General features: G+C 71.0%; 25 protein-coding genes and 1 tRNA gene. 16 read left to right on the top strand and 10 right to left on the bottom strand.

The window, feature by feature from the left end:
* Positions 1-132: 132 nt before the first annotated feature.
* On the bottom strand, positions 133-1,056 hold the full coding sequence (locus ACYVJ3_RS13065; protein ID WP_460853456.1) for a sterol desaturase family protein: 924 nt from the start codon (positions 1,054-1,056) through the stop codon (positions 133-135).
* Between the two features lie 59 nt (positions 1,057-1,115).
* Here ACYVJ3_RS13065 and ACYVJ3_RS13060 point away from each other — a divergent pair, with 59 nt between their 5' ends.
* From ACYVJ3_RS13060 to ACYVJ3_RS13015, 10 genes are all read left to right on the top strand, one after another.
* Positions 1,116-1,748 carry a TetR/AcrR family transcriptional regulator gene (locus ACYVJ3_RS13060; protein ID WP_460853455.1) on the top strand — a complete coding sequence of 211 codons (633 nt, stop codon included), beginning with the start codon at positions 1,116-1,118 and terminating at the stop codon, positions 1,746-1,748.
* Between the two features lie 105 nt (positions 1,749-1,853).
* Entirely contained in the window at positions 1,854-3,131 is a 1,278-nt protein-coding gene (gene eno, locus ACYVJ3_RS13055) for a phosphopyruvate hydratase (RefSeq protein WP_460853454.1), read from the top strand.
* 16 nt (positions 3,132-3,147) lie between these two features.
* Positions 3,148-3,747, top strand: coding sequence for an FtsB family cell division protein (locus ACYVJ3_RS13050; protein ID WP_460853453.1), 600 nt, complete (start codon positions 3,148-3,150; stop codon positions 3,745-3,747).
* On the top strand, positions 3,744-4,265 hold the full coding sequence (locus tag ACYVJ3_RS13045) for a DUF501 domain-containing protein (protein WP_460853452.1): 522 nt from the start codon (positions 3,744-3,746) through the stop codon (positions 4,263-4,265). The genes ACYVJ3_RS13050 and ACYVJ3_RS13045 overlap by 4 nt, the downstream gene beginning before the upstream one ends.
* Entirely contained in the window at positions 4,247-5,164 is a 918-nt protein-coding gene (locus tag ACYVJ3_RS13040; protein WP_460853451.1) for a Ppx/GppA phosphatase family protein, read from the top strand. The genes ACYVJ3_RS13045 and ACYVJ3_RS13040 overlap by 19 nt, the downstream gene beginning before the upstream one ends.
* A 142-nt stretch (positions 5,165-5,306) precedes the next feature.
* On the top strand, positions 5,307-5,831 hold the full coding sequence (locus ACYVJ3_RS13035) for a glycine cleavage system transcriptional repressor (RefSeq protein WP_460853450.1): 525 nt from the start codon (positions 5,307-5,309) through the stop codon (positions 5,829-5,831).
* Positions 5,828-6,400 carry a peptide deformylase gene (locus tag ACYVJ3_RS13030; protein WP_460853449.1) on the top strand — a complete coding sequence of 191 codons (573 nt, stop codon included), beginning with the start codon at positions 5,828-5,830 and terminating at the stop codon, positions 6,398-6,400. The genes ACYVJ3_RS13035 and ACYVJ3_RS13030 overlap by 4 nt, the downstream gene beginning before the upstream one ends.
* A 16-nt stretch (positions 6,401-6,416) precedes the next feature.
* A tRNA-Leu gene (locus tag ACYVJ3_RS13025) sits at positions 6,417-6,490 on the top strand.
* Between the two features lies 1 nt (position 6,491).
* Positions 6,492-7,169, top strand: coding sequence for a class I SAM-dependent methyltransferase (locus ACYVJ3_RS13020; protein ID WP_460853448.1), 678 nt, complete (start codon positions 6,492-6,494; stop codon positions 7,167-7,169).
* Positions 7,170-7,265: 96 nt separating this feature from the next.
* Positions 7,266-8,171, top strand: a complete 906-nt coding sequence (locus ACYVJ3_RS13015) for a Bax inhibitor-1/YccA family protein (protein ID WP_460853447.1) — start codon at positions 7,266-7,268, stop codon at positions 8,169-8,171.
* A gap of 16 nt (positions 8,172-8,187) precedes the next feature.
* On the opposite strand, the gene ACYVJ3_RS13010 is transcribed toward ACYVJ3_RS13015, so the two are convergent.
* Complete coding sequence (locus tag ACYVJ3_RS13010; RefSeq protein WP_460853446.1) at positions 8,188-9,195, bottom strand: SGNH/GDSL hydrolase family protein; 1,008 nt, start codon at positions 9,193-9,195, stop codon at positions 8,188-8,190.
* Positions 9,196-9,231: 36 nt separating this feature from the next.
* Between ACYVJ3_RS13010 and ACYVJ3_RS13005 the strand changes: the two genes are divergently transcribed.
* Together ACYVJ3_RS13005 and ACYVJ3_RS13000 are read left to right on the top strand one after the other, a co-directional pair.
* Positions 9,232-10,614, top strand: coding sequence for a cystathionine beta-synthase (locus tag ACYVJ3_RS13005; RefSeq protein ID WP_460853444.1), 1,383 nt, complete (start codon positions 9,232-9,234; stop codon positions 10,612-10,614).
* 4 nt (positions 10,615-10,618) lie between these two features.
* A complete protein-coding gene (locus ACYVJ3_RS13000; RefSeq protein ID WP_460853443.1) occupies positions 10,619-11,110 on the top strand; it encodes a GNAT family N-acetyltransferase in 492 nt (163 codons plus the stop codon).
* A gap of 40 nt (positions 11,111-11,150) precedes the next feature.
* Here the strand turns inward: ACYVJ3_RS13000 and ACYVJ3_RS12995 are convergent, their stop codons facing one another.
* Positions 11,151-11,993, bottom strand: a complete 843-nt coding sequence (locus ACYVJ3_RS12995) for a metal-dependent hydrolase (protein ID WP_460853442.1) — start codon at positions 11,991-11,993, stop codon at positions 11,151-11,153.
* 94 nt (positions 11,994-12,087) lie between these two features.
* Positions 12,088-12,774 carry a GNAT family N-acetyltransferase gene (locus tag ACYVJ3_RS12990; RefSeq protein WP_460853441.1) on the bottom strand — a complete coding sequence of 229 codons (687 nt, stop codon included), beginning with the start codon at positions 12,772-12,774 and terminating at the stop codon, positions 12,088-12,090.
* Between the two features lie 24 nt (positions 12,775-12,798).
* Here ACYVJ3_RS12990 and fdxA point away from each other — a divergent pair, with 24 nt between their 5' ends.
* Positions 12,799-13,125: a ferredoxin gene (gene fdxA, locus ACYVJ3_RS12985; protein WP_179726966.1), complete on the top strand. Its 327-nt coding sequence runs from the start codon at positions 12,799-12,801 to the stop codon at positions 13,123-13,125.
* Positions 13,126-13,133: 8 nt separating this feature from the next.
* Positions 13,134-14,261, top strand: coding sequence for a succinyldiaminopimelate transaminase (dapC, locus tag ACYVJ3_RS12980; protein ID WP_460853440.1), 1,128 nt, complete (start codon positions 13,134-13,136; stop codon positions 14,259-14,261).
* Between the two features lie 2 nt (positions 14,262-14,263).
* Here the strand turns inward: dapC and ACYVJ3_RS12975 are convergent, their stop codons facing one another.
* The 5 genes from ACYVJ3_RS12975 to ACYVJ3_RS12955 form a co-directional block, all read right to left on the bottom strand.
* Complete coding sequence (locus ACYVJ3_RS12975) at positions 14,264-14,536, bottom strand: DUF4242 domain-containing protein (protein WP_460853439.1); 273 nt, start codon at positions 14,534-14,536, stop codon at positions 14,264-14,266.
* A gap of 97 nt (positions 14,537-14,633) precedes the next feature.
* A complete protein-coding gene (locus ACYVJ3_RS12970; RefSeq protein ID WP_460853438.1) occupies positions 14,634-15,521 on the bottom strand; it encodes a hypothetical protein in 888 nt (295 codons plus the stop codon).
* Positions 15,522-15,550: 29 nt separating this feature from the next.
* Positions 15,551-16,498 (bottom strand): 2,3,4,5-tetrahydropyridine-2,6-dicarboxylate N-succinyltransferase, encoded by a 948-nt coding sequence (dapD, locus tag ACYVJ3_RS12965; protein WP_460853437.1) that lies wholly within the window; start codon positions 16,496-16,498, stop codon positions 15,551-15,553.
* A 58-nt stretch (positions 16,499-16,556) separates the two neighbouring features.
* Positions 16,557-17,348 carry an acyl-CoA thioesterase gene (locus ACYVJ3_RS12960; RefSeq protein WP_460853436.1) on the bottom strand — a complete coding sequence of 264 codons (792 nt, stop codon included), beginning with the start codon at positions 17,346-17,348 and terminating at the stop codon, positions 16,557-16,559.
* A gap of 4 nt (positions 17,349-17,352) precedes the next feature.
* A complete protein-coding gene (locus ACYVJ3_RS12955) occupies positions 17,353-17,898 on the bottom strand; it encodes a DinB family protein (RefSeq protein WP_460853435.1) in 546 nt (181 codons plus the stop codon).
* A 223-nt stretch (positions 17,899-18,121) separates the two neighbouring features.
* Between ACYVJ3_RS12955 and ACYVJ3_RS12950 the strand changes: the two genes are divergently transcribed.
* Positions 18,122-18,979 (top strand): hypothetical protein, encoded by an 858-nt coding sequence (locus tag ACYVJ3_RS12950; RefSeq protein ID WP_460853434.1) that lies wholly within the window; start codon positions 18,122-18,124, stop codon positions 18,977-18,979.
* A 306-nt stretch (positions 18,980-19,285) separates the two neighbouring features.
* Entirely contained in the window at positions 19,286-22,498 is a 3,213-nt protein-coding gene (gene ileS / locus ACYVJ3_RS12945; RefSeq protein WP_460853433.1) for an isoleucine--tRNA ligase, read from the top strand.
* On the opposite strand, the gene ACYVJ3_RS12940 is transcribed toward ileS, so the two are convergent.
* Complete coding sequence (locus tag ACYVJ3_RS12940) at positions 22,491-23,333, bottom strand: LLM class F420-dependent oxidoreductase (RefSeq protein WP_460853432.1); 843 nt, start codon at positions 23,331-23,333, stop codon at positions 22,491-22,493. The genes ileS and ACYVJ3_RS12940 overlap by 8 nt on opposite strands.
* Between the last annotated feature and the right edge of the window lie 39 nt (positions 23,334-23,372).

Below are 23,372 nucleotides of genomic sequence, written 5' to 3'. Positions count from 1 at the left end.
TCGTCTCGGTAGTCAGGGTCTTGTCGCTCTCGTGAGTGTCGTCAGCCGGTGGCAACGCCAGTTCGAAGCGGCTGAAACACTCAGCCGCGCACATACGGCGGGCGGCTCGGCCGAGGTGTTCCCCGAGGGGACTCAGCGGTCGAGCAGCATCTCGCTCTCAGCACTGTATCCGCTGCGACGGCTCGGCTCCCATCCCGGAGGACCGAACAGGTAGCCCGCCTTGTCCCGCCAGCTCGTCGCGCCGCGCACGTCGCGGACGATCTGGGCGTAGTCGCCGTACTGCAGCGTGAGGACGTTGTAGGTGTTCTTGGGCTTGGTCAGGCCGTACGTCGGACGCTGGAGCTCCTCCTGGAACGTGCCGAACATGCGGTCCCAGATGATCAGGATCCCGGCGTAGTTCTTGTCGAGGTAGATCGCGTCGGAGCCGTGGTGGACGCGGTGGTGCGAGGGCGTGTTGAAGATCAGCTCGATCGGTCGCCACAGCTTGTGGATCTGCTCGGTGTGCGTGAAGAACTGGTAGATCAGGTTGAAGGAGAACGCGAGGTAGAGCGTCCAGGGTGCGAACCCGAGCAGGGGGAGCGGGGCGAAGAAGAAGAACTCGAACCAGGGGTTCCACTTCTGGCGCAGCGCGGTCCCGTAGTTCATGTACTCGCTCGAGTGGTGCGCCTGGTGCGCCGCCCAGCCGACGTTGACGCGGTGCACGAACCGGTGGCTGAGGTAGAAGCAGAGGTCGAGTGCGATGACGACGGCCGGCCAGTACCACCAGGCGTCGGTGGGCAGGTGCCACGGGGCGAGCTGCTCGAAGGCCCAGACGTAGGCCACGAAGCTGCCGACCTTGAACAGCGTGGTGAACACCAGCGAGATCAGGCCCATCGAGATGCTCGTGCGGGCGTCGCGACGCTCGTAGCCCGTCGCGGTGGCGCCGACGGCGTTGTCGTCGTGGTCGAGCCACTTCAGCGCCGCGAGCTCGAGCGCGATGCTGAGCAGGAAGAACGGCACGGCGTAGGTGATCGGGTTGTGCCAGGGGTCGAGCAGGTCGTGCATGGCCGTCCTCACGAGCGAAGTGACTTTCGAGTAAGTTACCACGAAGTCATATCGGTTGTAGGGTCTTCTCCATGGGCATGGCGAAGGGGAGCGGTCGCACCGGCACCAAGGGCGTCGCACGCGCTGATCGTGAGGCGCAGATCCTGCTCGTCGCCGGCGAGGTATTCGCAGAGCGCGGTGCCGCGCTCGCCTCGGTCGCCGAGATCGCCGAGCGTGCCGGCATCTCCAAGCCGCTGATCTACAACTACTTCGGCTCGCGCGAGGGCCTGCTCTCCGCAGCCCTCACCTACGCCGCCGAGGTGATCGTCGAGGAGATCGAGCGCACCGCCGCGCTCGGCGAGGTCGGGTTCGCGCGCGCCCTGGTGACGCTCGACGGCATGTTCGTGCTCCTCGCCGACCGGCCGTGGATGTGGCGTCTGGTCAACGACCCGACGCTGGCGGCCGCCGGCGCGACGGGGGAGGTGCTGGCGCCGTACCTCGACAAGGTCCAGACCCTTGCCGTCGACGGCGTCTCCGAGCTCATGCACCTCGCCGGCGACGACGACGCCGACGACGTCTCGGCGATGGTCCGGGTCTGGAGCAGCGTCTTCGACTCGCTGGTCACCTGGTGGCTGGACCACCCCGGCGTGAGCGCCGAGGCGATGAGCGAGCGGTGTGCCCGACTCTTCGCGGCCGTCTTCGGTGTCGCGGTCGGTGTCGGCTGACCCACATCGACGTACGCCGCTCCGTGGGTGCTGCCCGGCGTGGTCCTGCACGCCGTCTAGGCTCAGCGACGACAGTCCTTCTCGTCCCCCTCAGGAGCAGTTCACGTGGCAGCGATCGAAGCCGTCGGAGCCCGCGAGATCCTTGATTCTCGTGGCAACCCCACCGTTGAGGTCGAGGTCCTTCTCGACGACGGTTCCTTCGCCCGGGCGATGGTGCCCAGCGGCGCCTCCACCGGCGCCTTCGAGGCGGTCGAGCTGCGCGACGGCGGCGACCGCTACCTCGGCAAGGGTGTGCAGCAGGCCGTCGAGGCCGTCATCTCCACGCTCGGCCCGGCCCTCGAGGGCCTCGACGCCACCGACCAGCGCCTGATCGACCAGACGATGCTCGACCTGGACGCCACCCCGAACAAGGCCAAGGTCGGCGCGAACGCGATCCTCGGCGTCTCGCTCGCCGTCGCCCGCGCGGCCGCGGACTCCGCGGACCTTCCGCTCTACCGCTACGTCGGCGGCCCGAACGCCCACGTGCTGCCGGTCCCGATGATGAACATCCTCAACGGTGGCGCGCACGCCGACACCAACGTGGACATCCAGGAGTTCATGATCGCCCCGATCGGCGCTCCGAGCTTCCGCGAGGCCCTGCGCATCGGCGCCGAGGTCTACCACACGCTCAAGGGCGTGCTGAAGGAGAAGGGCCTGGCCACGGCCGTCGGCGACGAGGGCGGGTTCGCGCCGGACCTCGAGTCCAACCGCGCCGCGCTCGACCTCATCTCCGAGGCCATCGCCAAGGCCGGCTACCGCCTCGGCACCGACGTCGTCCTGGCTCTTGATGTCGCCGCCACCGAGTTCTGCGAGAACGGCTCCTACACCTTCGAGGGCCAGCAGAAGTCGGCCGACGAGATGATCGCCTACTACGCCGACCTCGTCGCGAGCTACCCGATCGTCTCCATCGAGGACCCCCTCGACGAGGAGGACTGGGACGGCTGGAAGAAGATCACCGACGAGCTCGGCACCAAGACCCAGCTGGTCGGCGACGACCTGTTCGTCACCAACGTCGAGCGCCTGCGCAAGGGCATCGCCGGTGGCCAGGCCAACGCGATGCTGGTCAAGGTCAACCAGATCGGCTCGCTCACCGAGACCCTGGACGCCGTCGAGCTCGCGCACCGCAGCGGCATGCGCAACATGATGAGCCACCGCTCCGGCGAGACCGAGGACACCACGATCGCCGACCTCGCGGTCGCGACCAACTGTGGCCAGATCAAGACCGGTGCCCCGGCCCGGTCCGAGCGGGTGGCGAAGTACAACCAGCTGCTGCGCATCGAGGACGAGCTCGGCGACGCCGCGGTGTACGCCGGCGCGTCCTCCTTCCCGCGCTACCAGGGCTGATCCGGGAGCGAACGCCATGGCCGACCCGCGCCGCAGCACCCGCAAGCCGGGACGCCCCTCCACGGGACGCACCAGCCCTGCGGCGGCGGCGCGGTCGGCCGAGGCGGCGGCCCGACGCGTCCGGCAGCGTGGCGAGCTCCAGGCCCGCGCCAAGGCGGCGGCCGCCGAGAAGCAGCGCACCCGCATCACCAGTCGCGCCGTGGTGCTCGTCGCGGTCCTGGCCGTCCTCGCGATGTCGTACGCCTCCTCGCTGCGGGCCTACCTCCAGCAGCGCGGCGACATCGACCACCTGACCAGCCAGATCGCGGCCAGCAACGCCGACAACGCCGAGAAGCAGCGCGAGATCGAGCGTTGGAAGGACCCGGCGTACGTCGAGCAGCAGGCCAAGCTCCGCGGCTACGTCATGCGCGGCGAGACGCCGTACGTCGTGGTCGACAACGGCCGTCCGCTCGACGGCAGCTCGAGGCTCTCGGACCCCGCGAGCGTCAAGCACCCTGCTCGCCCCACCTGGTACGCCACCGCGTGGGAGTCGATGCAGATCGCCGGCAACCCGCCCACCAAGGTGACGGCGCCGGCCGACACGATCGACCCGTCCAAGAGAGGCAAGACCCAGTGACCGACTTCGCCGGCCCGTTCTCGGCCGACGACGCGGCTGCCGTGGAGGCCCAGCTCGGGCGCCCCTCGCGCGGCGTCCACGCGCTCGGCCACCGCTGCCCGTGCGGCAACCCCGATGTGGTGGTGACCGAGCCGCGGCTGCCCAACGGCACGCCCTTCCCGACGACCTACTACCTGACCTGCCCGCGGGTCAGCTCCGCGCTCGGCACCCTCGAGGCCTCCGGCCTGATGAAGGAGATGCAGGACCGGCTCGGCACCGACCCCGAGCTCGCGGCCGCCTACCGCGCCGCGCACGAGGCCTACCTCGCCGACCGTGCCGAGGTCGGCGCCGCGCACGGCCACGACGTCCCCGAGATCGACGGCATCTCCGCGGGCGGCATGCCTGACCGCGTGAAGTGCCTGCACGTCCTCGTCGCCCACTCGCTCGCCGCCGGTCCCGGGGTCAACCCGCTCGGCGACGAGGTCGTCGAGCTGCTCGGCGAGTGGTGGAAGAAGGGCCCGTGCGTCCCGACGGAGTGAGCCGTCCGGTGGCCGCGATCGACTGCGGCACCAACACCATCAAGCTGCTCATCGGCACGCTGCCCGAGGTCGCGGTCCGCGAGTCGCGGATGGTGCGCCTCGGCCAGGGTGTCGACGCGACGGGCGAGCTCGCTCCTGAGGCGCTGGCGCGGGTCTTCGCCGCGATCGAGGAGTACGCCGACCTGATCCGGCTCCACGGCGTGGAGTGGATCCGCTTCTGCGCGACGTCCGCGACCCGTGACGCGTCCAACGCGGCGGTGTTCGTCGACGGGGTGCGCGAGCGGCTGGGGATCGAGCCCGAGGTGCTCCCCGGCGAGGAGGAGGCGCGGCTGGCGTTCGCGGGCGCGCTGCGCGGCCTGGGGACGGTCACCGAGCCGGTGATGGTGATCGACATCGGCGGCGGCTCGACCGAGCTGATCCTCGGCTCCGTCGCGGGAGGTCCGCGCCTCGCCCACTCGATGAACATCGGCTCGGTGCGGCTGCACGAGCGGCGCCTGGGAGGCGACCCGCCCGGTGCCGCGGAGGTCGAGGCGTGCATCGGCGACATCGACGCCGCCCTCGACGCGTGCCCGGTCGCGCCGGCCTCGGCCGCGAGCATCGTCGGGGTCGCCGGCACCATCACCACCATCGCCGCCGGGGCGCTGGGGCTGCCGGCGTACGACCGCGCGGCGATCCACGGCAGCGTGCTGCCGATCGCCGACGTCCAGCGCGTGGTCGACGAGCTGGTCGCGATGACCGTGGCCGAGCGGCTCGCGCTCGGCTGGATGCACCCGGGTCGCGCCGACGTGATCGACGCGGGGGCGCTGGTCCTCTCGCGCATCCTGCGACGTACGCCGCTGACGCACCTCACCGTCGCCGAGACCGACATCCTCGACGGGATCGCCTGGTCGATGGTCTGACGCTCAGCGAGGCCGTGCAGGTTTCCCAAGGGATGCAGGGAAACCCGCGCCTCCCCATGGTTGTAACGCACGGGGAGTGCAGGTTCGGCTGCATCCCTTGGGAAACCTGCAGCTGGCCGTGCGCCCCTGACAGGATGGGCCCGTGAGCACCGACCTGTACGCCGTCACCGTGCTGGGCCACGACCGGCCGGGCATCATCGCCGCGACCACGGGGGGCCTGGCCGGGCTGGGTCTCAACGTCGAGGACTCGACGATGACCCTGCTGCGGGGGCACTTCGCGATGATGCTGCTCTGCCGCGGGTCGGTCGGGGCCGCCGAGATCGAGGCCGCGCTGGCCGACCTGGCGAGCGAAGGGTCCTTGGACGTCTCGGTCCGCCCGGTCACCGACGAGCCCGAGGCGGCGGCCGCCGCGTCGGCGTACGTCCTGACCGTGCACGGCGGCGACCGTCCCGGCATCGTCTCCGAGGTCGTCGGCGAGGTCGCGCGGGCCGGCGGCAACATCACCGACCTGACCACGAGGCTCGCCGGCGAGCTCTACCTGCTGGTCGCCGAGATCGCGCTGCCGGCCACCGCCGATGCCGAGGCCGTCAGCACAGCGATCCGGGCCGCCGCTGCCCGCGTCGGCGTGACCGCGACGCTGCGCCCGAGCGAGGCCGACGAGCTGTGACCGCCCTGCCCGAGGGGGCGAGCGAGCGGCTCGCCGCCTGGACCGAGGCCGAGCTCGGCGTGGAGGGGCGGGTGCTGGACGTCGTCCGCGCTCCTGCCGCCGTGCTCGCCGAGCGCGGCGCCGACGTCGACCCGACCGCGGCCGACATCGTCCAGCTGGCGGCCGACCTCGTCGCCACCCAGCGCGTCAGCCCGGGCTGCGTCGGCCTGGCCGCCAACCAGGTGGGTGTCGGGGTCCGCGTGTTCAGCGTCGACGTCTCCGAGCACCCCAAGGCCCGCACCCACCACGGCATGTTCGTCCTCTGCAACGCCGAGGTCGTCGCGGCCTCGCGCAACGAGAAGGCCCGCGAGGGCTGCATGAGCGTCCCCGACCTCACCGGCGACGTGAAGCGCGGCTCGCGCGTGACCGTCCGCGGCCAGCTGCCCGGGACGGGGGAGTGGATCGAGGTCGCGACCGACGCGTTCGAGGCCCGCGCCCTCCAGCACGAGATCGACCACACCGACGGGCTGCTGTTTCTGGACCGCGTCGCCGGTGCGCACGCGATCTATCCGCGCCAGACCTACTTATGATCGGTTCGCACCGCGAGCCCCTGTATCCCAACTGGTAGAGGAAGGCCTCTTAAAAAGGCCTCAGTGTGGGTTCGAACCCCACCGGGGGCACATGGCTGATCCGCACACGCACCATCACGACGGCGCCCACCCGAGCACGCTCGAGGAGATGCGCGAGAACCTCACGGCGCGGGTCTGGGACGAGAGGTACGCCGGCAGCGGCCGCGTCTGGTCGGGCCGTCCCAACCAGCGGCTGGTCGAGCAGGCGGCCGGTCTCGTGCCCGGCCGGGCGCTCGACGTGGCCTGCGGCGAGGGTGGGGACGCGATCTGGCTCGCCGGTCAGGGCTGGGAGGTCACGGCCGTCGACATCTCACCGGTGGGGCTGGCCAAGGTCCGTGAGCACGCTGCCGACGCCGGCGTCGAGGTGGTCACGGCGGTCTGGGACGCGCTGGGCGACCAGCCGCCCGGCGAGGCGACGTACGACCTGGTGACGGTGAGCTTCCTGCACGTGCCCGAGCCCGACTTCGGCCCCGTCTACGGGCGGATCGCGGCCGCCGTCGCGCCGGGCGGCCGGCTGCTGGTGACCGCCCACCACCCGCACGACGTCGCCTCCGGCGTACGTCGACCGCACGGCGACGGCCTGCTCTTCGAGCCTTCGCGCGTGCTGGACCTGCTGGTCCCGACGGGGGAGTGGGAGGTCGAGGTGGCCGACACCCCGACCCGGGTGCAGGAAGGGCCCGACGGACCGGTCGAGGTCCGCGACACGGTGGTGCGGCTGCGGCGCCACTGAATCGGCGCCGCGGGAACGCCGGGGACCGGGCGTACGTTGTCGAAGTGCGGGCATAGTCTGTCCGCCATCGCATCAACGGGGACCCCTGGAGGAGACATGCAGTCCAACAACCCGGTTTTCCGGAACTCGAAGGAGTTCCAGGCCGGCAACGCCTACGGCAACCCGACGTACGCCGGGAACGGCGCGGCCTACCAGGGGTTCGGCGCACCGCAGCCCGGCCAGGCGACGCCCGGCTACTCGCAGTACGGCGCCCCGACGGAGCAGGCCCCCTACGGCCAGGCGCCCGAGGCCCCCGGCTCCACCGACCGGATGACCATCGACTCGGTCGTCCAGAGCACCGCGATCACCTTCCTGATCACCGTGATCGCTGCCGGCATCACCTGGGTGATGACGCCGACCAACGGTGACACCCAGACGATGCAGCGCATCGGCCTGATCCTGGCCGTCGCGGGCGGTGGCGCGTTCATCCTGTCGCTGGTCAACTCGTTCAAGCGCAAGGTCAGCCCCGCGCTGGTCATGCTGTTCGCGGCCTGCGAGGGTGCCGCGCTCGGCGCGCTCAGCAAGATGTACGACACCTTCGACCAGGTCGACGGCGCGTACACCCACATCGTGCTGCAGGCCGTCGTCGGCACGTTCGCGGCGTTCGCGGGCACGCTCGCGGCGTACAAGTTCCTCAACATCCAGGTCGGCCAGAAGTTCCGCACCATGGTCACCGCTGCGATGTTCGGCATGGTCGGCCTCAGCCTGCTCGAGCTCGTCCTGAGCCTGGCCGGCCACGGCACCGGCGCCTTCGGGCTCACCGGCATCGGCATGATCACCGCCGGCATCGGCCTGGTGCTCGGCGTGTTCATGCTGGTGATGGACTTCGACTACATCGAGCAGGGCATCCGCAACGGCCTGCCGCGCAGCGAGTCGTGGCGCGCGTCGTTCGGCCTGCTGGTCAGCCTGGTGTGGATCTACACCAACCTGCTGCGCCTGCTGGCCATCCTGCAGCGCGACTGACCGGACAACCGCACAGCTAGTTCTCCTGCGCCGCCGGCGCCTCGCCCTGGACCTGGGCGCGGCGCTGGCGGTGTCGCATCTCCACCCACAGGCCGCGTACGCCGGCACGCCGGCCACCGACCTCGGTGCCGTCGATCTCGGTACCGGGCTTGCGCACGGCCTGGACGGCCGCGCGGGTGATGGGCAGGACGCCCTCACCGCGGTAGGCGGCGAGCACGGTCTCGGCCTCGGGCTGCTCGCCGAGCGAGGCCAGGATCGAGGGGATCACGACGTGGGCGAGCGCGCGGTAGCCCTCGGCGGACGGGTGGAAGTGATCGGGCCCGAACATCAGGGCCGGCGCGGCCGCGAACTCCGGGCCGAGGATCGAGCCGATCGACACCGTGCGGCCCCCGCCCTCGACCACGGCGATGGTCTGCGCCGCGGCCAGGCGGCGCGACCACGAGCGCGCGATCTGCCGGAGCGGGGGAGCGATGGGCTGCACCGTGCCGAGGTCCGGGCAGGTGGCGACCACGACCTGCGCACCGGCGTCGCGGAAGCGGCGTACGGCCTCGGAGAGGTGGCGCACCGACTGGGCCGGCGAGACGCTGTGGGTGACGTCGTTGCCGCCGATGATGATCATCGCGATGTCGGGCTCGATGGGGAGCGCGCGGTCGACCTGCTTGGACAGGTCGGCCGAACGGGCGCCGACCACGCAGAACTCGCGCAGGTACACGCGCCGGTCGGCGTGCTCGGCCACGGCGCTCGCGATCAGCGCGCCGGTGGTCTCCTCGACCCGCTCGACGCCGTACCCACAGGCGATCGAGTCGCCGAGCAGGGCGACGCGGATCGCCGGGCCGGGACGGCCGCGGCCGTACCAACCGGTCGAGTCCGGCGGCGGGTCCTCGCGGACCGGCCCGATGACGCGCCGGGCGAGCTTCGCCTCGCCGGCCAGCACGCCGTACAGCCCGGCACCGACCACGGACAGGCCGCCACCGCCGTACAGGGCGGCGGATGCCAGCTTCTTCGCCGCCCCTGCCTTGCTCACGCCCCACACCTTACGGATGCCCACTAGATTCGGTTCATGGACTACGTCGAGTCGCTCCTTGACCTGATCGGCAACACCCCGCTGGTGCGGCTCCACCGCAGCCTCGACGTCGAGGACGGGCCGCTGGTGCTGGCCAAGGTGGAGTACCTCAACCCGGGCGGCTCGGTGAAGGACCGGATCGCGACCCGGATGATCGACGCCGCGGAGGCGAGCGGCGAGCTGCAGCCGGGCGGCACGATCGTCGAGCCGACGTCGGGCAACACCGGCGTGGGTCTGGCGATGGTCGCGCAGTCGCGCGGCTACCAGTGCATCTTCGTGTGCCCCGACAAGGTCAGCGAGGACAAGCGCAACGTGCTCAAGGCGTACGGCGCCGAGGTGGTCGTCTGCCCGACGGCCGTCGCGCCGGAGCACCCGGACAGCTACTACAACGTCTCGGACCGGCTGGCCTCCCAGCCGGGGGCGTGGAAGCCGGACCAGTACTCCAACCCGAACAACCCGCGCTCGCACTACGAGGAGACCGGCCCGGAGATCTGGCGCCAGACCGAGGGCAGGATCACCCACTTCGTGACCGGCATGGGCACTGGCGGCACGATCAGCGGCATCGGGCGCTACCTCAAGGAGCAGAACCCCGAGATCCAGGTGATCGGCGCCGACCCGGCCGGTTCGGTCTACTCCGGCGGCACCGGTCGTCCCTACCTCGTCGAGGGCGTCGGTGAGGACTTCTGGCCCGAGACCTACGACCGCTCCGTCGCCGACCGCGTCATCGAGGTCTCCGACGCCGACTCGTTCGCCTTCACCCGGAGGCTGGCCCGCGAGGAGGCGCTGCTGGTCGGCGGATCCAGCGGCATGGCGGCGTACGCGGCCAAGCAGCTCGCCGCCGAGCTCGCCGAGGCCGGCCGCAACGACGCGGTGATCGTGGTGCTGCTGCCCGACAGCGGCCGCGGCTACCTCTCCAAGGTCTTCAACGACGACTGGCTCGCGCAGTACGGCTTCGCCACCGGTGGTGAGCGCACCACCCGGACCGTCGGCGAGGTGCTGCGCACCAAGTCCAAGGGCCTGCCCGCCCTGGTGCACACCCACCCCACCGAGACCATCGCCGAGGCCATCTCGATCCTGCAGGAGTACGGCGTCTCGCAGATGCCGGTCGTCCGCGCCGAGCCCCCGATCGTCGCGGCCGAGGTCGCCGGGTCGGTCTCCGAGCGCGACCTGCTCGACGCGCTGTACGCCGGCAAGGCCCGCCTCGCCGACTCTGTCGAGCAGCACATGTCCGGGCCCCTGCCGACCGTCGGGTCGACGGAGGCCGCGACCGATGCCGTGGCGCTGCTCGAGCACGACGACGCCTTGCTGGTCCACGAGGACGGCAAGCCGATCGGCGTGCTCACCCGGCAGGACCTGCTCGCCTTCGTGGCGCGGGGCTGACCCGATGATCCGTGAGGCCACGCGCGCGGACGTGCCGGAGATCATGCGGCTGATCCACGAGCTGGCGGCGTACGAGAAGGAGCCGGAGGCCGTCGTCTCGACCGAGGCCGACCTCGACCGCTGGCTGTTCGGCGACGACGCCGTCGCCTCGGCGCTGATCGCGGAGTCGCCCTCGACCGGCTCCGGGACCGCGAAGGCCGTCGGGATGGCGCTGTGGTTCCGCAACTACTCGACCTGGACCGGGCAGCCCGGCGTCTACCTCGAGGACCTCTACGTCGACCCCGATCACCGCGGCAGCGGGCTCGGCAAGGCGCTGCTCGTGGAGCTGGCCCGGATCGCGGTCGAGCGCGGCTACAGCCGCGTGGAGTGGTCGGTGCTGAACTGGAACCAGCCGTCGATCGACTTCTACGAGGCGCTCGGCGCGCGTCCGCAGGACGAGTGGACGGTCTACCGCCTGGCGGGCGAGGCCCTGACCGAGCTCGGTCGACAGCTGTGAAGTGGAGCGAGGTCCCTGGGCCTCGCTCCACTTCACAACCTCAGTGCAAGTGGCCTGCGAGCGAGCCCTGCTCGCCGAAGAGCCGCTCGCTCCACTCGGCCAGGACGGCCGTGTCGTCGTGGTCGTCGGGGTGGAAGCCCGTGCGGGTGTAGTCGCGCAGCCGCGCGATGACGTCGCGTTGCAGGAACGGCGAGTGGCGCAGCGCGAGCAGGCTGCGGACCAGCCGGACGGGGTGGTACGCCGCGCGGTCCCGTGCGAGCGAGATGGCCGTCGCCACCACCATCAGGCCCAGCAGGCCGGCGGTCTGGATGACGAACCCGAGGCGGCGTACGCGCTCGGACCCACCGACCGCACGGAAGACGTCGAACGCGACGGCCTTGTGCTCGGTCTCCTCGAACGCGTGCCAGAGCAGGATGTTGCGGACCTCGGTGTCGCCGAGCAGCGCCTGCGCCTCGGGCTTGGTCAGCAGCGCCGACGCGATCGTCGCGGTGTAGTGCTCGAGTGCCGCCGTGTAGGACAGGCACAGGATCGCGGGCGCACGCTTCGTCGCATCGGCCAGCGACCACTTCACGAACCGGGCCACGCCGTGCGTCGGGTAGCCCATCTCGCCGAGCTGCCGGTTCAGCTCGCGGTGCTCACGCCCGTGGGTGACCTCCTGACCGATGAAACCGCGGACCTGCTCGGACAGGACGGGGTCGTCGATGCGGTCGGCGTAGTGACGCACGGACCGGATGAAGAAGTCCTCGCCCGGCGGGAAGGTCGCGGACAGGACGGCCACGACGTGGCTCATCACCAGGTCGCCGCCGACGTAGTGCTTGTGCAGCGAGCCGGTCGGGTAGCTGAACCGGATCCGGCGCACTCGGAGATCACGGGGAGCCGTCATGCTGCCGAGACTACGGCGGGGGAGGCGGGAGCGACAGGGCCGCACAACGACGGACCGATCGGTGTCTGATGTGGCCGGAGTGACTCATGTGGCGCTACTGCGGCCTCGAGGAATCGATGGGTCCGTCCGTGCGCGGGGCATCCGGGGAGACCGTGAGCCCGAGTCGTTCGCAGAGGGCCCTGGGCGCCGGCTCGCCCGGAGGCAGACGCACGCAGACCGTGAGTGCTCCCTGCTCGGCACCCCAGTCGAGGAGCTCGGCCACCAAGGCGGTCGCGAGACCCTGACGTCGGCGGGCAGGCTCGACGAGCAGGCCGGAGATGCCGATCCAGTCGCCGTCGATCCGCGCCGACGCCTCGGCTACCGGGTCGCAACCGGTGCCGATGCTGGCGGTGGCCCGGTTGTCGCCGACGCTGAGCTCGACCGTGTGCGACCCCCGGCCGATCGTGCGCCGCATGCGAGCCAGGGACGCGAGCCGTATCTCGCCGTCACCCGAGAGCGCGAGGGCCGCCGCACGCCGCGCGGCCTCGTCCGGCGATACGCGTCCGAGGACCGACGGGCGCGGTGGGACCGGCTTGCCGGACACGATCCGGTCCAGCGCGACCTCGACCACACCGCGGTCGGAGTCGACCGTGCAGGAGCGCTCGCCCCAGGCCGTGCAGACCCCCAGGACGTCGGTCGCGCGGCCGTCGTCGAGCAGGTGGCGGATGACGATCCGGCGGCCCACGACGTGCGGGCCCAGACCGTGTCGTCCCGTATCCCGTGGGTCGGCAGCCGAGTTCACTCCGCGGATACTACGATTCGCTCCATGACCTACGTCATCTCTCAGCCCTGTGTGGACGTCAAGGACCGCGCCTGTGTCGACGAGTGCCCCGTCGACTGCATCTACGAGGGCAAGCGGATGCTCTACATCCACCCCGACGAGTGCGTCGACTGCGGTGCCTGCGAGCCGGTCTGCCCGGTCGAGGCGATCTTCTACGAGGACGACGTCCCGGAGGAGTGGAAGGACTACTACGACGCCAACGTCAAGTTCTTCGACGACCTCGGCTCGCCCGGTGGCGCCGCGAAGATGGGCGAGATCGACAAGGACGCCGCGTTCGTGGCCGCTCTCGAGCCGCAGAACCAGGACCACTGAGCTCGTCGATGGTCGAGGAGGCGCGCCAGCGCCGTCTCGAGACCATGGTCTCGGGTCGGTTGCCCGACTTCCCGTGGGACCAGCTCGTGCCGTACGCCGACCAGGCGCGCGCCCACGCTGACGGCATCGTCGACCTCTCCATCGGCACGCCCGTCGACCCGACCCCGCAGGTCGCGATCGACGCGCTGGTGGCAGCGGCCAACTGGCCCGGCTACCCGACGACCATCGGCCTGCCCGCCACGCGGCAGGCGATCATCGACTGGTTCGCGCGCGTCCACGGCGTGACCGGGCTCGGCCTCGACCAGGTGCTGCCGGTCGTCGGCACCAAGGAGCTGATCGCGCAGCTCGCGCTGCACCTGGGCGTCGGCCCGGGCGACGTCGTGGGCTTCCCCGAGGCGGCGTACCCGACGTACGAGGTGGGTGCCGCCCTCGCGGGTGCGACCCCGATGGCGGCCGACTCGCTGACCGCGTTCGGACCGCAGACGCCGAAGATCCTCTGGCTCAACAGCCCGTCGAACCCGACCGGCCGGATCCTCCCGCCGGCGCACCTGAAGAAGGTCGTCGACTGGTGCCGCGAGCGCGGGGTGCTGCTCGTCTCCGACGAGTGCTACCTCGACTGCGTCTGGGAGGGCGAGGCCGTCTCGGTCCTCCACCCGTCGATCTCGGGCGGCTCCTCCGATGGCATCCTCGTCGTCCACTCGCTCTCCAAGCGCTCCAACCTCGCGGGCTACCGCGCCGGCTTCGTCGCCGGCGACACGGCCGTGATCAAGGAGCTGCTCGCGGTCCGGAAGAACCTCGGTCTGATCGTCCCCGGCCCGGTGCAGGAGGTCATGACGGCGGTGTACGCCGACGACGCCCATGCCGCCGAGCAGCACGCGCGCTACGCGGCCCGGCGTACCCGCCTCAAGGCAGCGCTCGAGGGCGCGGGCTTCACCGTCGACCACTCCGAGGCCGCGCTGTACCTCTGGTCCACCCGTGGCGAGGACTGCTGGAAGACCGTCGCGGACCTCGCGGCCCGCGGCATCCTGGTCGCGCCCGGCGCGTTCTACGGAGCCGCCGGACGCCAGCACGTGCGGATCGCGATCACCGCGACCGACGAGCGCATCGACGCCGCGATCGCCCGCCTCGCCGGCTGAGCTCAGCCGGCGCTGGTCGGGTCGATGATCCGGCGTACGGCGGACACCGAGTCGGCCGGGAAGCCACCCTTCTCCGCGTGCTCGCGGACCGCGGCCTCGTCGTCGGCGATGTAGACGCAGTAGATCTTGTCGTCGGTGACGTAGCTGTGCTGCCACTGCGCGCGGCCGCTCATGCCGGCCAGCACGTCGTTGGAGTGGCCGGACATGCCCTGGATCTGCTCGTCGCTGAGGGAGCCGGCACCGGGGACGGTGCGCTCGATCACGAACTTCGGCATCGTGTTCTCCTCCTCGGGACGGTCCGGCCGAGCGGTCGGGCCACCCTCCAGAGTCCTCCCGCGAGACCTGCGAGAGCCATGCCGCGAAGGCAAAATCTCAGCCGAAGACCTCGACCCGGACCTTGCCGGCGGGGACCTGTCGATCGGTGCTCCAGCCGTCCTGGCCGGCCTGCCAGACCCGGTGGTCGAAGGCGACCGTGCGGATCTGGAGGCGGCCGGCGTTGCCGACGAGGTACTGCGCGATCGACCAGCCGAAGACCGACGGGTCGCCGTGGTGGGCGGTGTCGATGAGGATCGCGGTGCCGTGCGAGCCCTTGGCCCTGCTGAGCGCGAGCCCGGAGAAGCGCGTGAGCAGATCGGTGCGTACGCCGGACGCCCGACCCGTGTAGCCGTTCGGACCGATCGAGGAGTCGGCGTTCGGCGCACCGCCGCTCAGGTCGCAGGTGAACGCGGCGGGGGAGTAGCCGGTCAGGGCGGAGGCGATGGCGCGGGCGTCCTGCTCGTGGCCGGCGTAGGCGCGGGGAAAGGCCGATCGCTGGACCGCCTGGGCGGCGTCGGTGATCTCCATCGACTCGTAGCCGTCGACCTTGACCAGCGCGTCGAAGAACGCGTTGGTGGCGTAGACCGGGTCGGCGAGCTGTGCCGGCGTGCCCCAGCCCTGGGAGGGACGCTGCTGGAAGATGCCGATCGAGTCGCGGTCACCGCCGCTGAGGTTGGTCAGCTTCGACTCCTGGAACGCGGTCGCCAGCGCGATCGAGGTGGCCCGTGCGGGCAGACCGCGCTTCTGCGCGATGGCGGCGATCAGCGTCGCGTTCTCCGCCTGGTCGTCGGAGATCTCGACGCTGTGACCGTCCACCGTCGCGGTGCAGTCCCCGCTCGGGCCGAACCCGAAGTTGTCGGTCGCCCTCATCACGCCGACGCCCACCCCGACCACGACGGCGAGCACGGCGAGGCCGAGCAGGCCGGAGAAGAGGCGGGTGGACACGGGTCCAGTGTGGCGGGTCGGGGGTGAGGTCAGTTGGCGTGCAGCGCGGCGTTGAGGGTGATGCCCTCGCCCTTCCACGCCACGGCCTCGACCGCACCCGAGACCGAGTTGCGGCGGAAGAGGACGTTGGAGGCGCCCGAGAGCTCGCCGGCCTTGATCGTGACGGGGCCGTCCGCGCCGTCCTTGTCGAGCACCGTCACCTTCGTGCCGGCGGTGACGTAGAGGCCCGCCTCGACGACGCAGTCGTCGCCGAGCGAGATGCCCAGGCCGGAGTTGGCGCCGAGCAGGCAGCGCTGGCCGACCGAGATGACCTGCTTGCCGCCGCCGGACAGGGTGCCCATGATCGAGGCACCGCCACCGACGTCCGAGCCGTCGCCCACGACCACGCCGGCCGAGATGCGGCCCTCGACCATGGAGGCGCCGAGCGTGCCGGCGTTGAAGTTGCAGAAGCCCTCGTGCATGACGGTGGTGCCCTCGGCGAGGTGGGCGCCGAGGCGGACCCGGCCGGCGTCGGCGATGCGCACGCCGGTCGGCAGGACGTAGTCGACCATCCGCGGGAACTTGTCCACGCCGTAGACCGTGACGTTCTGGCCGGCCGCCTGGAGGCGGGCCCGGGTGAGCTCGAAGCCGTCGACCGCGCACGGGCCGGCGGAGGTCCACACGACGTTGGCGAGCAGGCCGAACTGGCCGTCGAGGTTCAGGCCGTGCGGCTGCACCAGGCGCGTCGAGAGCAGGTGGAGGCGCAGCCAGACGTCCTGGGTGGTGGCCGGCGCGAGGTCGAGGTCGGCGATCTCGACGAGGTTGACCTTGCGCGTGACGCCGCGGGCCTCGTCGGCGCCCTCGAGCGCGGTGAGCTCGGCCGGCGCGGTCGCGTCGGCGGGCTTCTCGCCGAGCGCGGGGGAGGGGAACCAGGTGTCGAGGACGGTTCCGTTGGCGTCGTACGTGGTGAGGCCGAAGGCCCAGGCTGCGCGGGTCACGTGAGCGGAGTCTACGGGCCGGTGCGGTCGGTCGGTCGCCCAGGATCAGCCGGTCGGGTCACTCGCTGATGATCGCCAGCTGCAGGCTCTGCGCGATCAGCTCGCCGTCCTCGCTCCACAGCTCGCAGTGCTCGTCGTGGTAGCCCGCGATGACGTGCCGGGTGATCACGTGGCCCAGCGCCCACGTCGTGGAGGGCCGTCGGCGGTAGTGCACCGTGAGCTCGATCGTCGCTGAGGCCAGGTGCCCGATCTCGGCGGTGACGGGCGGGAACGCATCGCACATCGCGCCGGCCGCGAGGCTGTCGATCGGTCGGTCGTCGGAGCTCTTGATCCAGCACAGCGACTCGGTCACCCCGCTCGGCGTACCTTCCATCCAGCCGGGGATCGCGGCCGCGCGGTAGTCGTAGCGGTCCAGGATCGGCACGGCGCCCACGGGGATGAGGCTGGACAGGCTCGCGCACGCGGCCGGCGGCGGCATCTCCGGCGCCTTGTTCGGGACGTGCTCGACGCTGCCCGCGGCGTCCCAGTCGTGGGTGCTGACCACGGCGTGCGCGATCTCCTTGCCGTCCTGGGTCAGCAGGGCGTCGTACGTCGAGACCCGGCGACCCTTGCGCACCTGGTGGACGCGCAGCTCCGCGGCGCCGGCGGTGGCCGGGCGGAAGTAGGTCACCGAGATGGTCAGCGGGTCCGGGTGGGCCGACTCGAGCATCACGCCGTGCTGCGGCAGGGCCAGGATGTAGCCGCCGTTGGGCGTCTGGTTGGCGGTGTTCCAGTCGGTGGTGAGCGCGAGGGCGTAGCGGCCCTCGCCGAGGGGCTCGGCCGCGACGGCGCTGTCGAGGAGGAAGGTCACCCCGTCATTGTCCCGTGCGCCCGTCGATGCACTCACGCAGGAGGTCGGCGTGACCGCAGTGCCGGGCGTACTCCTCGATCATGTGCACCAGGACGTCGCGGACGGTGGCGGTCGCGCCGTCGCGGTTGATCGGGTGGGCGGTGCCGAGGTCGTCGTCGCCGAGGGTGTCGAGATAGGCCTCGGCGCGGGCGATCTCGTGCTCCCAGGCCTCGATCGCCTCCTCGACGCACTCCTTGGTCCCCACCGCGCCGTCGAAGTCGGCGTCGCGGTTGGCGGGGTCGGTGAACGGGCGCGCCTCGTCCAGGTTGGCCTGGAGCGCGCGCTGGAACCACGCATGCTCGACGTACGCCATGTGCCGGATCAGGCCGAGCAGGCTCATCGTGCTCGGCGGGACGCTGCGGGTGGCCAGCTGCTCGGGGCTGAGCCGGTCGCCCTTCATCGCCAGCGTCAGCCGGTAGTTGGACAGGTACTCGCGGTACGTCGCCAGCTCGCCCTCCGCCTCGCCCTCGGTGCGCGGGTCGCTCTCCTGGTCGGTCCACATGTCAGGCATGTCCCCAGGCCTACCCCCGACCGGTGGGTAGGGCAAGGGAGAAAGTGTTCGCGAACGGCGTGGCTCCGGACGGGGCTCTGTCCGGACGGCTAGGCGTCACTTGCGCACACTTCCGTCCCGCAGGAGTCCAGGTTCCGTCCACAGACGCCTGGCGGCCCGTGGTTCTCCACAGCGGAGCGTGGCGCAGCTCGCGCGGATCGGTCGTCGGCCGGAGGCTGGCCGCATGAGGACTCGGGGCGCGTGCTGGGAGGTCATCGGGCACGGGGTTGCGATCCGGGCCGGTCTCGAGGGCGAGCAGCGGTTTCTGGCCGAGCTCAAGGCCTGGGCGGAGACGTTGCCGGCGTCGTGCTGCTTCACCGGGCTGACCGCGGCTCGCCTGTACCGGCTGTGGCTGCCCCCGTTGCCTGCGTCGATGCCGTCCTTCATCGCGATGCCGGCTGATCGACAGACCCGACGGTCCGGCTCGCTCGTCGTCTGCCGGCACACGCCGATGATCCCGAGCGAGGTACGGCGCGGCCTCCGCGTCGCAACGGTCCCGGAGACTCTCCTCGCGTGCGCTCGGGAGGTCTCGCTCCTGGACCTGGTGGTGCTCGTGGACAGTGCCCTGCACCTCGGTCGTTGCTCGCTCGCCGATCTCGAAGGGATCGCGCGCTGCCGTCGGCGAGGAGCGCCCCGGCTCCGCGAGGCGCTGAGGTGGTGCGACCGGCGGTCGGAGTCGCCTTGGGAGACGTTGCTGCGCGTCCTGCTGCGCAGCTGCGACATTCCGGTGGTGCCGCAGGCCGAGGCTCGCGATCGTGACGGGCGGTTCGTCGCCCGGGCCGACCTGCTCGTGGCGGGGACGCGGACGCTCGAGGAGTACGACGGAGCGCACCACCGGGATGCGAGGACCTATGCGCGCGATCGGCGCCGGGACAGCGACCTGATGGCGAACGGCTTCGTCCGCCACGGTTGGGTCGCGCGCGAGGTCGTCCACGACGGTTGGCGGATCTACGTCACCGCCTGCCGGGCGCTCGGTCGTGAGCCCGACTTCCGTGCCCTCGAGACCTGGAAACGGCTGCTCGCCGCGTCGAGGTTCTGCTGACTGTGCGCAAACGACGCAGTGACCGGGGCAGACAGGTCGTTCACGCACAGTTACCGGTTGGCACGTGGGTCGGCGGACGCCGTAGGCTGGTGCCACAGCGTTCGAGCCGTCATCAGCGGCGAGCTCCGGGAAGAACAGGTTTCGACAAGCTCCACCACCGAAGCCCCAGTAGAACCCGGCGGGTAGGCCCGTCACAGCCGTGAATGAGTGGTCGACGACTGAGTTCCTCAGGTTGGCGGCAAGCCGGGTGGTACCGAGGCGAGAGTCTCCCCGGCGGCCCGATGAGACCGACCGCAGGAGCCCCCGATGACCTACCCGAAGGTCAGCACCGACTCGACGACCAGCGTCCCGAGCAGCCCGAAGTTCCCCGCCATCGAGGAGCGGGTGCTGGCCTACTGGGCCGAGGACGACACGTTCCGGGCCTCGGTCGAGCAGCGCGACGCGGGGGAGAACGGCGAGAACGAGTTCGTCTTCTACGACGGCCCGCCCTTCGCCAACGGCCTGCCGCACTACGGCCACCTGCTGACGGGCTACGTCAAGGACATCGTCCCGCGCTACCAGACGATGCGCGGCAAGCGCGTCGAGCGCCGCTTCGGCTGGGACACCCACGGCCTGCCCGCCGAGCTCGAGGCGATGCGCCAGCTCGGCATCAAGACCACCGACGAGATCGCCGAGATGGGCATCGAGGTCTTCAACGACGCCTGCCGCGCCTCGGTCCTGAAGTACGCCGACGTGTGGCGCGACTACGTCACCCGCCAGGCGCGCTGGGTCGACTTCGACAACGACTACAAGACGATGAACCCCGACTTCATGGAGTCGGTCATGTGGGCGTTCAAGGGCCTGCACGACAAGGGCCTGGTCTACGAGGGCTTCCGGGTCCTGCCCTACTGCTGGCAGGACGAGACGCCGCTCTCCAACCACGAGCTGCGCATGGACGACGACGTCTACAAGATCCGCCAGGACCCGGCCGTCACCGTCGGCTTCGACATCACGTCCGAGGGCCCGCTCAAGGGCGCCAAGCTGGCCATCTGGACCACCACCCCGTGGACCCTGCCCAGCAACCTCGCGGTCATGGTCGGCACCGACATCGCGTATGTCGCCGTCGAGTCGGCGCGTGGCGTCCTGGTGCTCGCCGAGGGCCGCGTGCCGGCGTACAAGAAGGAGCTGTACGCCGACGCCGAGGAGCCCACCGTCGTGTGGCGCGGCACCGGCGCCGACCTGCTCGGCCTGGTCTACGACCCGCCGTTCAGCTACTACCGCGGCCACGAGAACGCCTTCCGCGTGGTCGCGGCCGACGACGCCGTGACGACCGACTCCGGTACCGGCCTGGTCCACTCCGCCGGTGCGTTCGGTGAGGTCGACAAGGAGGTCACCGACCGCGAGGGCATCGCGCCGGTGATGCCCGTCGGCAAGGACGGTCGCTTCACCGCGCCCGTCACCGAGTACGCCGGCATGCAGGTCTTCGACGCGAACCTGCCCATCATCGACCACCTCAAGACCGTCGCCGGCGCCGTCACGCCCGGGACCGTGCTGGTGCGTCGCGAGACCTACGACCACTCCTACCCGCACTGCTGGCGGTGCCGGCAGCCGCTGATCTACAAGGGCGTCTCGTCGTGGTTCGTCGAGGTCACCAAGATCAAGGCGCGGATGGGTGAGCTCAACCAGCAGATCCGCTGGGTGCCCGAGCACATCAAGGACGGTCAGTTCGGCAAGTGGGTCGAGAACGCCCGCGACTGGTCGATCACCCGCAACCGCTTCTGGGGCAGTCCCGTCCCCGTGTGGAAGTCCGACGACCCGGCGTACCCCCGCATCGACGTGTACGGCTCCTTCGAGGAGATCGAGCGCGACTTCGGCCGGCTGCCGCTCAACGCCGAGGGCGAGCGCGACCTGCACCGCCCGTGGGTCGACGAGCTGACCCGACCCAACCCCGACGACCCGACCGGTCGCTCCACGATGCGTCGCGTCACCGACGTGCTCGACGTGTGGTTCGACTCGGGCTCCATGTCGTTTGCGCAGAACCATGTGCCGTTCGAGAACGAGGAGTGGTTCCAGCACCACTTCCCGGCCGACTTCATCGTCGAGTACATCGGCCAGACCCGCGGTTGGTTCTACACGCTGCACATCCTGGCCACCGCGCTGTTCGACAAGCCGGCGTTCGAGTCGTGCATCAGCCACGGCATCGTGCTCGGCTCCGACGGCAACAAGATGTCCAAGTCGCTGCGCAACTACCCCGACGTCTCGGAGGTCTTCGACCGCGACGGCGCCGACGCGATGCGCTGGTTCCTGATGGCCTCGCCGATCCTGCGCGGCGGCAACCTGGTCGTCACCGAGCAGGGCATCCGGGACGCCGTGCGCCAGGTGATGATCCCGCTCTGGAACACCTGGTACTTCTTCGCGCTCTACGCCAACGCCGAGGGCTACGAGGCCACCGGGCGCACGGACAGCCAGGACCCGCTCGACCGCTACCTGCTCGCCAAGACCCGGCAGTACGTCGAGAAGCTCACCGCCGAGCTCGACGAGTACGCCGTCGCCGACGCGTGCGAGACGACGCGGTCGTTCATCGACGTCCTCACCAACTGGTTCGTACGTCGCTCCCGCGAGCGGTTCTGGGAGGGCAAGGCCGAGGCGTTCGAGACGCTGGCCGCCGTCCTCGACGTCGTGTGCCGCACCGTCGCGCCGCTGCTGCCGCTGGTCTCGGAGGAGATCTGGCGTGGGCTGACCGGCGGGCGCTCGGTGCACCTCGCCGACTGGCCGTCGGTCGAGAACCTGCCTGCCGACGACGCGCTCGTCGCGGCGATGGACAAGGTCCGTGAGGTCTGCTCCTCGACCTCCGCGCTGCGCAAGGCCGCGCGCCTGCGCAACCGCCTGCCGCTGGCCGGCCTGACCGTCGTCGTCGACGACCCGGCGGCGCTCTCGGGCTTCGTCGAGATCATCGCCGACGAGATCAACGTGAAGTCGGTGCGCCTGGTGGCCGCCGACTCCGACGAGGCCGCCGGCTACGGCGTCGAGCAGAAGCTCTCGGTCAACGCCCGTGCCGCGGGCCCGCGCCTGGGCAAGGACGTCCAGCTCGCGATCAAGGGCTCCAAGTCCGGTGACTGGTCCGTCGCCGCCTCGGGTGAGGTGGTCGCCGGTGGTCTGGCGCTGATCGAGGGGGAGTACACCCTCGAGACGGTCGTCGGGGCCGCCGCCGAGGGCGCGGCGACCGCCATGCTGCCCGCCGGCGGGTTCGTCGTGCTCGACACCGTCGTCACGCCCGAGCTTGCCGAGGAGGGCCTCGCGCGCGACCTGGTCCGTGCGATCCAGCAGGAGCGCAAGGACACCGGTCTCGAGGTCACCGACCGCATCTCGCTCACGATCGCGGGCTCGGAGGCCGTGGCCGCTGCGGCCACGACGCACCAGACCCTGATCGCGACCGAGACCCTTGCGACGTCGTACGCCGTCTCCCCGACCGTCGACGGCACTACCGTCGACCTCGGCGACGGTCAGGCCGCCACCATCAAGGTCGAGCGCCTCAGCTGAGGCCGAGGCGTCCGGCGAGCTTGTCGAGGTAGGTGAGCACGCCGGACTCGTCGGTGTCCGGGACGCCGTAGATCATCTCGGCGGGCTGGGCGCCCAGCCAGTCCTCGAGGTCCTCGGGGGTAGGCCGCTTGGCGACGAGGATCCGGATCTCCGGGTCGCCCTCGCGGCCCGCGTCGGTCCACGCCTCGCGCAGCAGGGCGGCGTTGGCGGAGATGCCCTCGCTGCGCGGCGTGGTCATCCAGCCGTCGGCGTGGGCGGCGATCCAGGCGAAGGTCTTCGGGCCGGCGTCGGCGCCGATCACGATCGGGATGCGCCCGGTCGGCTTCGGGTAGGCCCACGAGGGGCCGAAGGACACGAACTCGCCGTCGTACGCCGCCTCCTCCTCGGTCCAGAGCGCCCGCATGGCCTCGAGGTACTCCTTGAGCACCGTGCGTCGACGCTCGGCCGGGACGTGGTGGTCGGCGAGCTCGTCGGTGTTCCAGCCGAAGCCTGCGCCGATCGAGACGCGCCCGCCCGAGAGGTGGTCCAGGGTCGCGATGGTCTTGGCGAGGGTGATCGGGTCGGACTCGACCGGCAGCGCGACGGCGGTGGCGAGCCCGATGCGCGTCGTCACCGCGGCGCAGGTGGCCAGCGAGACCCACGGGTCGAGCGTGCGCAGGTAGCGGTCGTCGGGGAGGTCCTTGCCGCCGCTGGGGTGCAGCGCGTCGCGGCGTACCGGGATGTGGGTGTGCTCGGGCACGTAGAACGTGTCGAAGCCGCGCTCCTCGGCGGCCTTGGCCAACGTGGCGGGCGCGATGCCGCGGTCGGAGGTGAACAGGACGAGGCCGGTGCGCATGACCGCACCTTAACTAGAACACGTTCTACTTACCAGCCC

The sequence above is a fragment of the Nocardioides montaniterrae genome (genome assembly GCF_054782655.1).
Note: the sequence above shows the minus strand (reverse complement) of the source record. Positions and strands in the feature narration are given on the sequence as shown.